The sequence below is a fragment of the Streptomyces sp. HUAS ZL42 genome, assembly GCF_040782645.1.
Taxonomy (GTDB): Bacteria; Actinomycetota; Actinomycetes; order Streptomycetales; family Streptomycetaceae; genus Streptomyces.
Genome location: NZ_CP160403.1, coordinates 4,618,281 through 4,632,253, shown reverse-complemented (window position 1 = coordinate 4,632,253; position 13,973 = coordinate 4,618,281). Strand labels below are relative to the sequence as shown.

Genomic DNA, 13,973 nt, shown 5'->3' with positions numbered 1-13,973 from the left:
ACTGGCTGGAAACAAGCGCCTCGGCACCCTGTGTCACCCTCGCCCCATCGCCCGCGTCAGTTCGATCTCGATCACCACCCGGTCGGGATTCGGCGCCGGGGCACGCCCGTACCGCTCCTCGTACCGCCGCTCCGCCTCCGCGACCCGCTCCCGCTCGGCGCGGACCCGTGCGCGGCCCTCCAGCGTGGCCCAGCGTCGCCCGTCCACCTGGCAGACCGCGACCCGCGCCCCGTCCGGGCCGGCCGCCAGGACGTTCCCCACCTTCGCGCTCGCCTTGTTCGCGATCACCCGAGCCAGCCGCGCCCCGGGGTCGTACGTCACTCCGACGGGTACCACGTGCGGAGTGCCGTCCGGCCGCGGGGTCGTCAGGGTGCACAGGTGCCTCTCCCGCCAGAAGGAGAGGTACGGCGCGTCCGGCGCGCCGGGATCTTGGGGGTATGCCGCCATGGGCCCGGAACCTAGCCGCCGTACACCTCCCACGGCCACCTTGAGTGGAATAGACTCAACTTTGTGTACGCTGATTGAGTCAGCGCTGGAAGACGCGCCATCGACGGCCGGTACAAGGAGGAGAACGCGAACGTGGACGCCGAGCTGACCAACCGGAGCCGGGACGCGATCAACGCGGCAAGCAACCGCGCCGTGACGGAGGGGCACCCGGACCTCACCCCCGCCCACCTGCTCCTCGCTCTGCTCCAGGGCCAGGACAACGAGAACATTGTCGATCTGCTCGCCGCCGTCGACGCCGACCAGGCCGCCGTACGCGCGGGCGCGGAGAAGGTGCTCGCCTCGCTGCCCAGCGTGACCGGGTCGACCGTCGCGCCCCCGCAGCCCAACCGCGATCTGCTCGCCGTCATCGCCGACGCGCAGACGCGCGCTCAGGAGCTCGGCGACGAGTACCTCTCCACCGAGCACCTCCTCATCGGCATCGCCGCCAAGGGCGGCCAGGCGGGCGACGTGCTCACACAGCAGGGAGCGACCGCCAGGAAGCTGCTCGACGCCTTCCAGAAGGCCAGGGGAGCGCGCCGGGTGACCAGCGCCGACCCCGAGGGGCAGTACAAGGCCCTGGAGAAGTTCGGGACGGACTTCACCGCCGCCGCGCGGGAGGGCAGGCTCGACCCCGTCATCGGGCGGGACCAGGAGATCCGGCGCGTGGTGCAGGTCCTCTCCCGCCGCACCAAGAACAACCCCGTCCTCATCGGGGAGCCCGGCGTCGGCAAGACCGCCGTCGTCGAGGGGCTCGCCCAGCGCATCGTGAAGGGCGACGTGCCCGAGTCCCTCAAGGACAAGCGGCTCGTCGCGCTCGACCTGGGCGCCATGGTCGCGGGCGCCAAGTACCGCGGTGAGTTCGAGGAGCGGCTGAAGACCGTCCTCGCCGAGATCAAGAACTCCGACGGGCAGATCATCACCTTCATCGACGAGCTGCACACCGTCGTGGGCGCCGGCGCCGGCGGCGACTCCGCCATGGACGCCGGGAACATGCTCAAGCCCATGCTCGCCCGCGGCGAGCTGCGCATGGTCGGTGCCACGACGCTCGACGAGTACCGGGAGCGGATCGAGAAGGATCCCGCCCTGGAGCGGCGTTTCCAGCAGGTGCTGGTCGCCGAGCCGACGGTCGAGGACACCATCGCCATCCTGCGCGGGCTCAAGGGCCGCTACGAGGCCCACCACAAGGTGCAGATCGCGGACAGCGCGCTGGTCGCGGCCGCGACCCTCTCCGACCGGTACATCACCTCCCGCTTCCTCCCCGACAAGGCCATCGACCTCGTCGACGAGGCGGCCTCCCGGCTGCGCATGGAGATCGACTCGTCCCCCGTCGAGATCGACGAACTCCAGCGCGCCGTGGACCGGTTGAAGATGGAGGAACTGGCGATCGGCAAGGAGACCGACCCGGCCTCCCGCGAGCGCCTGGAGAAGCTGCGCCGCGACCTCGCCGACAAGGAGGAGGAGTTGCGGGGCCTCACCGCCCGCTGGGAGAAGGAGAAGCAGTCCCTCAACCGGGTGGGCGAGCTGAAGGAGCGGCTCGACGATCTGCGCGGGCAGGCCGAACGCGCCCAGCGCGACGGCGACTTCGACACCGCCTCCAAGCTGCTGTACGGCGAGATCCCGGCCCTGGAGCGCGACCTTGAGGCCGCCTCCGAGGCCGAGGAGGAGGTCTCCAGGGACACGATGGTCAAGGAGGAGGTCGGCTCCGACGACATCGCCGACGTCGTGGCCTCCTGGACCGGGATCCCGGCCGGCCGCCTCCTGGAGGGCGAGACGCAGAAGCTGCTGCGCATGGAGGACGAGATCGGCAAGCGGCTCATCGGGCAGACCGAGGCCGTGCGCGCGGTGTCGGACGCGGTGCGCCGCAGCCGCGCCGGGATCGCCGACCCGGACCGGCCCACCGGATCCTTCCTCTTCCTCGGCCCCACCGGCGTCGGCAAGACCGAACTGGCCAAGGCACTCGCGGACTTCCTCTTCGACGACGAGCGGGCCATGGTCCGCATCGACATGTCGGAGTACGGCGAGAAGCACAGCGTGGCCCGGCTCGTCGGCGCGCCTCCCGGGTACGTCGGTTACGAGGAGGGCGGCCAGCTCACGGAGGCGGTGCGGCGGCGGCCGTACAGCGTCATCCTGCTCGACGAGGTGGAGAAGGCGCACCCCGAGGTCTTCGACATCCTTCTGCAGGTGCTGGACGACGGGCGGCTGACGGACGGTCAGGGCCGGACGGTCGACTTCCGCAACACCATCCTGGTCCTCACCTCCAACCTGGGCAGCCAGTTCCTGGTCGATCCGATCACCAGCGAGGCGGAGAAGAAGGAGCAGGTCCTGGAGGTCGTCCGGGCCTCCTTCAAGCCGGAGTTCCTCAACCGGCTCGACGACCTGGTCGTCTTCTCGGCCCTGTCGAAGGACGAGCTGGGCCGTATCGCGCGGCTCCAGATCGACCGGCTGGCCAAGCGGCTGGCAGAGCGGCGACTCACCCTGGAGATCACGCCCGAGGCCCTGGCCTGGCTCGCCGACGAGGGCAACGACCCGGCGTACGGAGCCCGGCCGCTGCGCCGCCTCGTCCAGACCACCATCGGCGACCGCCTCGCCAAGGAGATCCTGGCCGGCGAGGTCAAGGACGGCGACACGGTCCGGGTGGACGCCTTCGGCGACGGGCTGATCGTGGGTCCGGCGACCGGCAAGACGCTGTGACCGGGGTGACCGTGCGGCACGGGCGGTGCGGGTCGCGCACCGCCCGGGTCACATGGTGAACGCCGAGAAGCGCACCAGCGCGGTGTCGGCGTCCTCGTACACCACGCTCATCCGTACGGCGTCGGCGGACACGCCGTCGGGCAGACCCTTGGTGGCGTCCAGGGCGAGACACAGGTCGGCGTCCTCGTCGGCGCAGTACGCCGTCCCGGGTGCCGGGGCGTCCGGATAGGTGCCGCTCAGCCAGGAGCCGACGTCGGCGCGGGGCATCCGGAAGGTGGCGCTGTACTCGGTGTCCTGAAAGCCCTGCTCGGTGCAGCCCACGGTTTGCGCGCCGGCGGGCAGGGCGGCGCCGCCGTAGTGCAGGGCCTCGGCGCACGGGACCGGCTTGGGCTCCGCCCCGAACGGGTCGTCGGAGAAGATCCAGGCCGCGATCAGGACGGCGAAACCGATCACTCCCAGAGCGGGCAGTGCCAGGATGGCGGCCACCACCCCCCATCTGGTACGCCCCGTGGTTACGTCGCGTGTCAGCGCCATGAGCCCCCCCACCTCCGCGTACGTCCGTTCCCTACCGGCCAGATCATGTCAGCCGACGGCCGACCGGACCCGTCGGGCTTGCCACCCCCCTCCCCGCATGGGGGAGGATGGCGGGATCCGCATGAAGGGAAATTCACGGTGACCATCGACCCGTCCTCGATTCCGAACTTCGGGGGCCAGCCCGAGCCGCAGCCCCAAGGACCGGCGGGCCCCGTCGTCCCGGATCAGGACCTTGTGAAACAGCTCCTCGACCAGATGGAGCTGAAGTACGTCGTCGACGAAGAGGGTGACCTCGCGGCGCCGTGGGAGCAGTTCCGTACGTACTTCATGTTCCGCGGCGAGGGTGACCAGCAGGTCTTCTCGGTGCGGACGTTCTACGACCGGCCCCACAAGATCGACGAGAAGCCCCAGCTGCTGGAGTCCGTCGACGACTGGAACCGCCGGACCCTGTGGCCCAAGGTCTACACGCACACCCACGACGACGGCACCGTCCGCCTCATCGGCGAGGCGCAGATGCTGATCGGCACGGGTGTCAGCCTTGAGCACTTCGTCTCGTCCACCGTCAGCTGGGTGCGCGCGGCCATCGAGTTCGACAAGTGGCTCGTCGAACAACTCGGCCTCGAGCAGGAGATCAACGAAGCGGAGAAGCCCGAGGACGACGAGGAGTAGTCCCCGGAACCCTCACAGCGGCGTGCCTGCCACCACGACCAGATACGCGCCGTACACGAACGAGAGCCCGGCCAGGGCGCCGACCACCAGGGTCGCGTGCCAGGGTCGGGCTCTGGCCGTTCGCACCAGCGCCCTTGCCAGCGGCAGCAGCAGCGGGAAGGCAGGCAGCAGGAAGCGGGGCTTGCACTCGAAGTAGCCGGAGCCGCCGAGCGTGATCAGCAGCAGGACGCCGCTGTGGACGAGGAGCGGCAGCGGGGCGCGGTCGGCGAGGAGGAGGGCGTACAGCAGGAGGGCCGCCGCGACGATCACCATCGTCATGGGGAAGACGAAGCGCTCCCCGTTCAGCAGCACGTGGCGGACGAAGCCGAGCGAGCCGCGCCCGAGGTCGAAGCGCGAGCCCCACATGCGCTGCACCTCGAAGTACCCGCCGAGGAGGTCGCCCTTCCTGCGGCCCACCCACAGCACGTACGCGGCCCAGCCGAGCGGGGCGAGCGCGGCGCCCGTCCACAGCCTGTGGGTAATGCGGCGCATCCCCTTCCGCTCGCGCCAGATCTCGCACGCGGCCGCCGCGAGCACCGCCGCCGCGACCGCCAGCCCGTTGGGGCGGGCCAGCCCCGCCAGCGCGGCGAGGGCGCCCGCCCACAGCCAGTGGCGGTTCAGCACGGCGTACAGCGACCAGGCGGCGAAGGCGGTGAGCAAGGGTTCCGTGTACGCCATCGTCAGCACCACGGAGTGCGGCAGCAGTCCCCAGAGCAGCACGAGGGCGGTGCCGACCGCCGGTCCGTGCAGCCTCGTCCCGACGGCGTGGATCCCGCAGGCGGCGACCGCGGCCGCCGTCCACGACACGAGCAGTCCCGCCGCGCCACCGCTGAGCGGGGCGAGCGTGGTCGCCGCCCGGACCAGCGCCGGGTAGAGCGGGAAGAACGCCAGGTCGCTCTGGACGGCGTCCGGCGGGAAGCGCAGGGTGCGGCCGTACCCGTGCGCGGCGATCCCCAGGTACCACATGGAGTCCCAGGAGCGGCCGAGCAGCGCGAGCGGCTGTTTCCCGTCGGCCCGGGCGACCGCCGCGAGCACGGCCGCTCCCGCGATCCGGGCGGCGGCGAAGACGGCGAGCGCGGTCGCCGCGGTGACGGCGGGCCTGCGGCGAGTGGGGGGAGGCGGCCCGGACTGCGTGGGTACGGTGGGCGGAGCGAAAGTGCTGGCGTGCGTCACACCGGCACATTGCAGTGGAAAGGGTGCATACGCGAGCAATACACACCCGGGTGGGTGTGATTCGCGGTGCCCGGCGTGGCGGCGTGACTTCGCGGCGGTCTACGCGAGCGACTTCAGCCGCTTCACCGCCTCCTCCAGCACCTCCGAGCGCTTGCAGAACGCGAACCGGACGAAGGGCGCGCCCGCCTCCCGGTGGTCGTAGAAGACGGCGTTCGGGATGGCCACGACCCCCGCACGTTCCGGCAGGGCGCGGCAGAAGGCGAAGCCGTCGTTCTCGCCGAGGGGGCGGATGTCGGTGGTGATGAAGTAGGTGCCCGCGGTCCTGAACACCTCGAAGCCCGCCTCCGCGAGCCCCGCGGCCAGCAGGTCCCGTTTGGCCAGCATGTCCGCGCGGAAGGCGGAGAAGTAGCTCTCCGGCAGGGCGAGGGCCTCGGCGACCGCGTACTGGAACGGCCCCGACGCGACGTACGTCAGGAACTGCTTCGCCGAGCGCACCGCCGCGACCAGCTCGGGGGGCGCCGTCACCCAGGCGACCCCGTGTTCATGCACCTATTTGTCTCCTGGCTCCGCGTCGGCCCAGGTCGACCCCCGGTGAACTCGTTGCCGGCGCGGCAGCAGGAGCGGCGGCTTCGGCGGGCGGTGGGTCCTGCCGCAGGAGTGGACCTCCAGCTGCTACCCGCTTCGCGCGATAGAAATCAGAGCACAATCAGAGTACAGTCTGAGTATGAGCATCGCACCCTTGGCATTCGAATCGGAGTCTGTCTCGTTCACCGATCTGTCGCGGAACCCGAAGGCCGTCGCGGCCAGGGCTGCTGCCCTGGGATGCCTGCGAGTCACGCACCGAGACGCGCCCGACATGGTGTTGACCACGGCCATATACGCAGAGCGCGCCGAGGAGAACCTGACCACGGCGTCCCGGCTGTTCCTTGCGCTGTTGAAGCAGGACGACGGCGCCAAGTCGCTTTTGCTCGCGCTGCCCGAGGTGTTCCCGTGGGTGCGCCACCTGGACGCTGAGGAGGTTCGGGAATTCACTGTCGAGCTTCTGGAGGCGCTGTCCGACGCCGCTGAGCTGGGCGCCAGGGAAGCCGTGCACCGAGCGATCGTCTCGTGGCGGGCCACCGCCCGCATCAACGCCGACCCTGACCAGCTGAGGGAAGCGCTCCGTCCGCTTGGTGGCGTCGACCTCGGCCCGGTCGAGGTGCACGAGTGAGCCCGAAGAAAGGCGATCGGGTCAGCGTCCCTCCGCTGAGCGGCTGGAACGTCATCCACGGGACGACGGAGGCCGCGACCGGTTGGGAGGAGCTGTGCCGGGTGGCGTTGCCGAACGCGCATCGCTGCCTGGAAGCCCTCCGCACAGACCCGCTGTCGCGCGCCAACTGGAACCGTCAGCACCAGCTACGAGGCAGGCACGCCACCAGGGAATGGAAGGGCTCCGAGCTGGAGCAGTGGGAGTACGAGATCACCAGCGGCGGTCGGGTTCGCTACCTGGTCAGCCCGGATACCTCGTCCGTGATCCTGGTGTACGCCTCCCCGCGGCACCCGAAGGACACCGAATAGTATGCGGCGCTTCGCCCCTGCAGAGGGCGGAGCGAACCGGGGCGCGGGCTGCGATGGGGTCTTGCCGTACTGGCGGCGGGCCGACTGGAATCTGAGGGCGGCGTGCTAAGGACGGCCGGCCTCACGGGGAGCGATCAGTGCGCGAATGCCTTGCGGAGCCGTTCCGCCGCGTCCGTCAGCACCTCGGTGCGTTTGCAGAAGGCGAATCTGACGAAGGGCGCGCCCGCCTCCCGGTGGTCGTAGAAGACCGCGTTGGGGATGGCGACGACACCGGCCCGTTCGGGCAGGGCGCGGCAGAAGGCAAAGCCGTCGCTTTCGCCGAGGGGGCGGATGTCGGTGGTGATGAAGTACGTGCCGGCCGGGCGGAAGACCTTGAAGCCTGCCTGTTCCAGGCCGCCCGCGAGCAGGTTCCGTTTGGCCAGCATGTCCGCGCGGAAGTCGGCGAAGTATGAGTCGGGCAGGCGCAGGGCCTCGGCCACGGCGTACTGGAAGGGCCCGGAGGCGACGTACGTCAGGTACTGCTTGGCCGAGCGGGCAGCGGCGACGAGATCGGGGGCGCCGGTAACCCACCCCACCTTCCAGCCGGTGAACGAGAACGTCTTGCCGGCCGAGCCGATCGTGACCGTCCGCTCCCGCATGCCGGGGAGGGTGGCGAGCGGCACGTGCTCCACGCCGTCGAAGACCAGGTGCTCGTACACCTCGTCCGTGACGACCAGCAGGTCCCGCTCGACGGCCAGCTCGGCGACCGCGGTCAGCTCCGCACGGGTGAGGACGGTCCCGGTCGGGTTGTGCGGGGTGTTGATCAGCAGCAGCCGGGTGCGGTCGGTGACGGCGTCGCGCAGCTCGTCCAGGTCCAGCCGGAAACTTCCCTCGTGCGGCCGCAGGGTGACCGGCACCCGCCTGCCGCCCGCCATCGCGATGCAGGCCGCGTACGAGTCGTAGTACGGCTCGAGGGCGACGACCTCGTCACCGGGCTCCACCAGCGCCAGCAGCGAGGCCGCGATCGCCTCCGTCGCCCCCGCCGTGACCAGGACCTCCGTGTCCGGGTCGTACGTCAGCCCGTAGAGGCGCTGCTGGTGCCCGGCGACCGCTGTGCGCAGCTCGGGGACGCCCGGGCCCGGCGGGTACTGGTTGCCGCGCCCGTCGCGCAGGGCGCGCACGGCAGCCTCCCGGACCTCCTCGGGGCCGTCCGTGTCGGGGAAGCCCTGGCCCAGGTTGATGGACCCGGTCCGCACCGCCAGGGCGGACATCTCGGCGAAGATCGTCGTCCCGAACTCGGCGAGGCGGCGGTTCAGGAAGGGGCGTGCGCTGGAGGTCATGCCGGCCATCCTGCGCCGAAGCTCTGGAGTTCCTCAACTCTGCTTTGGCCCGTGGGGCGGCCGGGCATCCCCCGGTCACGCAACGAGCGGAGCGCCCACGGGGGGCCGCTTCGGGGGAATCGGAAGGAGGGTGACGCCATGGTCATCGGCATCATCCTGGCGGTCGTCGCGGTCCTCTTCGTGGGAGCACTGGTGTCCGCCGCGCGCAAGGACCGGTACGCCAAGCGGTACCGGGGCCGGTCCGGGCGGGTCGGCGGCCACCGCGGGAGCAGCGACAGCGGCAGCAGCTGGTGGGCCGGCGGGGGAGACAGCGGCTCGTCCTGCGGCTCGAGCGGCCACTCCTGCGGCGGCGGCTCCTCCTGCGGGGGCGGCGGGTCGTCGTGCGGGGGCGGCGGCGGATGCGGTGGAAGCAGCTAGGGCAGGCCCTGAGGGGGCGTCTCTCACCGGGCGGTCCGACCCGAGCTCCGAGGGGAAACCGCATCCGCACCGCGGGGTCCGTGCCTGGCACGGACCCCGCGGGCGCATAGGCCCGATGAATAGGCCCGAAGCGCCCCGGCGCACGCCGTAGTTGAACAGTTGAGCTGTGGAGCCCTCTGAGGGATGGAAACCCCACGAACTTGGGTAAAAACACTGTGGCGCCGCCACAGTTCATGATTCCCTCTAAATCACCAAGCAGCCCTCGGGCGTCCTGCGGACCACCCCCCTACCCGACTGGGCTGACCGGGCCGAATCTCCCGGTGTCGACCGGGGTGTGCGCCGGACCCACATCCTCTTTCCTTGTGCGCTAGCGGAGCCAATGCATGCTCACAACCCTGAACACCTCCTACACCGACACGCGCGCGGCCGACCTCGCCTGGGCCCTTGGGCGTGAGCCGCTGCCCGCACTGGCCACTCTCGATCTCGAACTGGCCGGTGCCCGACTTCAGTTGAGACTGCTGGGGGCGTCTCACCAAGTACTGCTGGAAGACAAGCAGGGCACTTGTTCGGAGACGGTGGCGTGTATTTCGGGCAGCAGCACACCCCTGCCGCTGGGCGTCGCCAAGCGGGTGGGCGACTGGGAGTACGAGTTCGCGGCACGGGTCGAGGTCCTCTCGCCCGGCTCCTTCGCGGGCCGCGCCCAGGAGTTGCTCGCCCTCGTCTCCGACCACCCCAACGGCCTCGCCGGAGTCTTCCCCGGCAGCCCGCACGCCTTCACGGCGATGCTGGCCCAGCGGCACGACGGGCATGTGCACTGGCGGACATGGCACGCGTACCCGCAGGACGGGCAGTTGGTGGCGACCCGGACGAGAGTGGGCGTAAGAGTGCCGGTCACGGTGAACGCAGGTTCGGGTGAGCTCAGTCCAACTGGCGTTTGAGAGCACGCCAGTTCCACACGTGTGGGTGACGAAGAGCTCCGTACCGGTGACGTAACGTCGCCTCGTGATCGAACCGCACGCACCGGCCCCGCCATGCGCCCCGCCGCCCTGGCGCGGACCCGCGCGGCTCCCCGTCCGGCCGGGAACGGGACGGTTCCTGGTCCTCGCGGGCGTCTTCGTCTGCGCGGCCTGCGGACTGGTGTACGAACTCGAACTCGTCGCCCTCGCCTCATACTTGATGGGCGACTCGGTCACCCAGGCCTCCGTGGTCCTCTCGGTCATGGTCTTCGCGATGGGCATCGGCTCGCTCGCCGCGAAACGACTGTGCCTCCTCGCGGCGGCCGCCTTCGGCGCGATCGAGGCGACACTCGCGCTCGTCGGCGGCTGCAGCGCGCTCGCGCTGTACGCGGTCTTCGCCTGGACCGGCGACTGGGGCGGCCTGTGGGCGAACGGCCCGCGCTGCCTCCTGGTCGCCTTCTCCCTGGCCATCGGTCTCCTGATCGGCGCGGAAGTCCCGTTGCTCATGGAGCTGATCCAGCGCATCCGCCGCCAGGACGCGGGCGGCGCGGTGGCCGACCTGTTCGCGGCGGACTACGTGGGCGCGCTGGTGGGGGGCCTGGCCTTCCCGTTCCTGCTCCTGCCACTGCTGGGCCAGCTGACGAGTTCGCTGCTCACGGGCACGGTCAATGTGATCGCCGGCGGGGCCCTTGTCCTGGGCCTGTTCCGGCGGGACCTCACCCGCCGTGCCCGCTGGCTGCTCGTGATCGCCAACCTGACCGTTCTCGGCGTCCTCGCCTCCGCGGCCGCCCTCGTCGACGACTTCGAACGGGCCGCCCGCCACGCGGTGTACGGCGAGGACGTACGCGTGGCCGAACAGACCGAAGTGCAGGACGTGGTCCTCACCGGCGGCACACCCGGCCACCCCCTCAACCTCTACCTCGACGGCCGGCTGCGCTTCGGCGGCCACGACGAACGCCGCTACCACGAGGCACTGGTCCACCCCGCGATGAACGGCCCCCACGCGCGCGTGCTCGTCCTCGGCGGCGGCGACGGACTGGCCGCACGGGAGGTGCTGACGCACCCCGGCGTGCACCGCGTCGACATCGTCGAACTCGACGCGGGCGTGGCGCGGTTGGCCCGCACCGATCCGGCGCTCTCCCGGCTGAACGGGCACGTCTACGACGACGGACGCGTCCACGTCACCACGGCGGACGCGTTCCGCAGCCTGCGGGAGCTGCCGCCGGCGACGTACGACGTCGTGATCGCGGACCTGCCCGACCCCGGCATCACCGCGAGCACCAAGCTGTACTCCCAGGAGTTCTACGGCCTCGCCCGGCGCGCACTGGCCGCCGGTGGCCGTCTGGTGGTCCACGCGGGCCCCCTCGCCACACGCCCGCGCGTCTACTGGACGGTCGAGGCGACGATACGGGCCGCGGGCCTGCGGACCGCCCCCTACCGCGTGGCGGGCGGCGACGCGGGTTTCGCCGGCGGCCCGGACCGCTCCGCCGGCACGTCCCCCGCCCCCCACGACTGGGGCTTCGTCCTGGCCGCCCCCGGCACCCGCCCACCCCTCCGCCTGGACCACGACGCCCCGCCCCCACGGACTCTGACCCAGGCCGCACTGACGGCGGATGCCAGGGCGGCGGCACGGCTGCGGATCCGGGGGCTGGTGGCTTCCACGTTGGTGCATCCGCGGTACTGAGGATTTCGGGGCGCACTCTTCGGCCCCGGTGACGGCCACACCAACGCGCGGTCACTTTGAACCAACGAGGGTGCAGCCACCCCCCGACTAGGTAGGCTCCGAAGCATGGAGCATGAGGTCTTCGTTCCGGTTCCGGCCGAGCAGCTGAGGGCGGCGCTCGCCGACCCCGCGCAGGTTGCCCGGGCCGTCCCCGGGCTCCAGCAGGACGCAGGTACCGAACCCGTCGCCGGGCGGCTGAAGGTGCGCGTCGGCAGCCACTCCATCACCTACCGCGGCTCTGTGCGGATCTCCGCGCGGGACGACGGCACGTACGCCGTGGAGGGCGACGCGACCGAAGCCCGCGGCACCGGCTCGGTCAAACTCGCGCTCACGCTGCGCGTTCGGGACGCGGAGGGCGGTTCCGTCCTCACGTTCGACGGGTCCGCCTCCGTGGACGGGCGCGCCACGGAGTTTCCGCAGGAGGCGCTCGGCTCGGCCGTGCAGCGGCTGCTGACCCGGTTCGCGGAGAATCTCGGCGCGGGTGCCGAGGCGGTCGAGGCCGAGGCGCCCGAGTCCCCGGAGCTCCCGGGCCCGCCCGAGACACCAGAGTCCCTCGGCACGGAGGACTTCGAACCCTCGGCGAGCGCCGAGTTCGGGGCGGCGCCGGACGCCGACGACGCACCGGTGCCTCCTTCCGTGCATCCGCCGGCCTCGGAGGACTTCGCCGAGTCCGCCGAACCGCCCGCCGAGGCGGCGCACGCGCGGCGGACGATGATCGGGCGCAGCGCGGAGGAAGTTGACCATGCTCCGCCGCGGGGCCGTTACGCACCCGTCCCGGCGCCGCAGACCGTTGCGCCGAGCACCGCGCTGCGCTGGGCGGTACCGGTCGCCGCGCTGGCGGTGGCGTCGGCGGTGGTGGTGGGGCGGGCGTTGCGAAGGCGCCGTTGATCGCGCCGTTGACCGGCATGGGGATCCAGGGGCGGAGTCCTCGGGAACCGTCGGCCCAGTAGGGTCGAGCCGTGAGTAACGAAGACATCACGCTGGCCGCGGGTGAAGCGGAAGTGACCGTGCAGGCGGGGAACGGCGGTCGGATCGGTGGGCTCCGTGTCGGAGGGGTCGAGCTGCTCCGGCAGGGGGAGCGGTTCGGGTGCTTCCCGATGGTCCCCTGGTGCGGACGGATCCGGGACGGACGCTTCCGGGACGGCGCGACGGTGCACCAGATGCCGCTCAACACCCCACCGCACGCCATCCACGGCACCGTCCGCGACGGCGCCTGGCGCACCGCCCGCGCCACCGCCGACGAGGCGGTCATCACGTACGACCTGGTCGACCCCTGGCCCTACTCCGGCCGGGTCACCCAGCAGGTCACCCTCACGCCGGACTCCCTCACGCTGGCGATGTCCGTGGAGACGTACGACTCCTCCTTCCCGGCCCAGATCGGCTGGCACCCGTGGTTCAACCGGAACCTCGGGGGAGAGGGCGCCCAGGACGTCCGACTCGACTTCGCGCCCGCCTGGCAGGAGGAGCGCGGCGACGACCACCTCCCCACCGGCAACCGCATCGACCCCGAGCCCGGCCCCTGGGACGACTGCTTCGGGATGCCCGGCGGCATCGACGTGACCCTCACCTGGCCGGGGCAACTGGAGCTGAAGGTGACCAGCCCCGAGGAGTGGGTCGTCGTGTACGACGAACAGGACGCCGCCGTCTGCGTGGAGCCGCAGACCGGTCCGCCCGACGGGCTCAACTCGCTGCCCCGGCTGGTCACACCGCTCGAGCCGCTCGAGGCCACCACCACCTGGACCTGGCGTCGCCTCTGAAGAGGCCCTTTAAGCTGACAGGCATGACGGACGTACGCGGCGCGCTGCTGCAGCAGATCAAGGACAAGGCCGTGGTGCACGGCAAGGTGACCCTGTCGTCGGGCAAGGAAGCCGACTACTACATCGACCTCCGCCGGATCACGCTGGACGGCGAGGCCGCCCCGCTGGTCGGTCAGGTCATGCTCGACCTGACCGCCGAGCTGGACTACGAGGCGGTCGGCGGGCTGACCCTGGGCGCCGACCCGGTGGCGACCGCGATGCTGCACGCCTCCGCCGCCCGCGGCAGCACGCTGGACGCGTTCGTGGTGCGCAAGGCCGGCAAGGCGCACGGGCTGCAGCGCCGTATCGAGGGCGCGGAGGTGAAGGGCCGCCGCGTCCTGGCCGTCGAGGACACCTCCACCACCGGCGGCTCGGTGCTGACCGCCGTCGAGGCGCTGCGTGAGGCCGGGGCGGAGGTCGTCGCCGTGGCCACGATCGTGGACCGTGCGACGGGCGCGGCCGAGGCGATCGCGGAGCAGGCGGGCGTGCCGTACCTCTTCGCGTACTCGAAGGACGACCTGGGTCTGGACTGACCACCTGATCGAGTTATCCACAGGGTGGACACGGGGGCGGGATCATCCGGCCAAGTCTGGAAAGATGGGGCCGACGACGA

At 71.3% G+C, this 13,973-nt stretch carries 14 protein-coding genes and 1 pseudogene; 10 read left to right on the top strand and 5 right to left on the bottom strand.

Annotation, left to right across the window (positions count from 1 at the left end; translation table 11 throughout):
• Positions 1-33: 33 nt before the first annotated feature.
• The gene (locus ABZO29_RS21205) at positions 34-447 is read right to left on the bottom strand and encodes a pyridoxamine 5'-phosphate oxidase family protein (protein WP_367321773.1); all 414 of its coding nucleotides are present in this window, start codon (positions 445-447) and stop codon (positions 34-36) included.
• Positions 448-579: 132 nt separating this feature from the next.
• On the opposite strand from ABZO29_RS21205, the gene clpB reads away from it, so the two are divergent.
• On the top strand, positions 580-3,177 hold the full coding sequence (gene clpB / locus ABZO29_RS21200) for an ATP-dependent chaperone ClpB (RefSeq protein ID WP_367321772.1): 2,598 nt from the start codon (positions 580-582) through the stop codon (positions 3,175-3,177).
• A 48-nt stretch (positions 3,178-3,225) separates the two neighbouring features.
• Here the strand turns inward: clpB and ABZO29_RS21195 are convergent, their stop codons facing one another.
• Complete coding sequence (locus ABZO29_RS21195) at positions 3,226-3,711, bottom strand: hypothetical protein (protein ID WP_367321771.1); 486 nt, start codon at positions 3,709-3,711, stop codon at positions 3,226-3,228.
• A gap of 138 nt (positions 3,712-3,849) precedes the next feature.
• Here ABZO29_RS21195 and ABZO29_RS21190 point away from each other — a divergent pair, with 138 nt between their 5' ends.
• Positions 3,850-4,380 (top strand): YbjN domain-containing protein, encoded by a 531-nt coding sequence (locus ABZO29_RS21190; protein WP_367321770.1) that lies wholly within the window; start codon positions 3,850-3,852, stop codon positions 4,378-4,380.
• A gap of 12 nt (positions 4,381-4,392) precedes the next feature.
• Here ABZO29_RS21190 and ABZO29_RS21185 read toward each other — a convergent pair whose 3' ends face one another.
• The gene (locus tag ABZO29_RS21185; RefSeq protein WP_367321769.1) at positions 4,393-5,592 is read right to left on the bottom strand and encodes a hypothetical protein; all 1,200 of its coding nucleotides are present in this window, start codon (positions 5,590-5,592) and stop codon (positions 4,393-4,395) included.
• A gap of 99 nt (positions 5,593-5,691) precedes the next feature.
• Positions 5,692-6,120 (bottom strand): annotated as a pseudogene (locus ABZO29_RS21180) (aminotransferase class I/II-fold pyridoxal phosphate-dependent enzyme); the annotation flags it as partial.
• A gap of 196 nt (positions 6,121-6,316) precedes the next feature.
• Between ABZO29_RS21180 and ABZO29_RS21175 the strand changes: the two are divergent.
• Positions 6,317-6,802 carry a prevent-host-death family protein gene (locus ABZO29_RS21175; protein WP_355858936.1) on the top strand — a complete coding sequence of 162 codons (486 nt, stop codon included), beginning with the start codon at positions 6,317-6,319 and terminating at the stop codon, positions 6,800-6,802.
• Positions 6,799-7,149 carry a hypothetical protein gene (locus tag ABZO29_RS21170; RefSeq protein ID WP_367321768.1) on the top strand — a complete coding sequence of 117 codons (351 nt, stop codon included), beginning with the start codon at positions 6,799-6,801 and terminating at the stop codon, positions 7,147-7,149. The genes ABZO29_RS21175 and ABZO29_RS21170 overlap by 4 nt, the downstream gene beginning before the upstream one ends.
• A 134-nt stretch (positions 7,150-7,283) precedes the next feature.
• Here the strand turns inward: ABZO29_RS21170 and ABZO29_RS21165 are convergent, their stop codons facing one another.
• Entirely contained in the window at positions 7,284-8,477 is a 1,194-nt protein-coding gene (locus ABZO29_RS21165) for a pyridoxal phosphate-dependent aminotransferase (RefSeq protein ID WP_367321767.1), read from the bottom strand.
• Positions 8,478-8,606: 129 nt separating this feature from the next.
• On the opposite strand from ABZO29_RS21165, the gene ABZO29_RS21160 reads away from it, so the two are divergent.
• From ABZO29_RS21160 to pyrE, 6 genes are all read left to right on the top strand, one after another.
• Positions 8,607-8,885 carry a hypothetical protein gene (locus tag ABZO29_RS21160; protein ID WP_367321766.1) on the top strand — a complete coding sequence of 93 codons (279 nt, stop codon included), beginning with the start codon at positions 8,607-8,609 and terminating at the stop codon, positions 8,883-8,885.
• Positions 8,886-9,268: 383 nt separating this feature from the next.
• A complete protein-coding gene (locus ABZO29_RS21155) occupies positions 9,269-9,823 on the top strand; it encodes a DUF2617 family protein (protein WP_367321765.1) in 555 nt (184 codons plus the stop codon).
• A gap of 64 nt (positions 9,824-9,887) precedes the next feature.
• The gene (locus ABZO29_RS21150; protein WP_367321764.1) at positions 9,888-11,525 is read left to right on the top strand and encodes a polyamine aminopropyltransferase; all 1,638 of its coding nucleotides are present in this window, start codon (positions 9,888-9,890) and stop codon (positions 11,523-11,525) included.
• A gap of 105 nt (positions 11,526-11,630) precedes the next feature.
• Positions 11,631-12,452 (top strand): SRPBCC domain-containing protein, encoded by an 822-nt coding sequence (locus ABZO29_RS21145; RefSeq protein WP_367321763.1) that lies wholly within the window; start codon positions 11,631-11,633, stop codon positions 12,450-12,452.
• 71 nt (positions 12,453-12,523) lie between these two features.
• Entirely contained in the window at positions 12,524-13,321 is a 798-nt protein-coding gene (locus ABZO29_RS21140; RefSeq protein ID WP_367321762.1) for an aldose 1-epimerase, read from the top strand.
• Between the two features lie 23 nt (positions 13,322-13,344).
• The gene (gene pyrE / locus ABZO29_RS21135; protein WP_367321761.1) at positions 13,345-13,893 is read left to right on the top strand and encodes an orotate phosphoribosyltransferase; all 549 of its coding nucleotides are present in this window, start codon (positions 13,345-13,347) and stop codon (positions 13,891-13,893) included.
• The last annotated feature ends 80 nt before the right edge of the window (positions 13,894-13,973 follow it).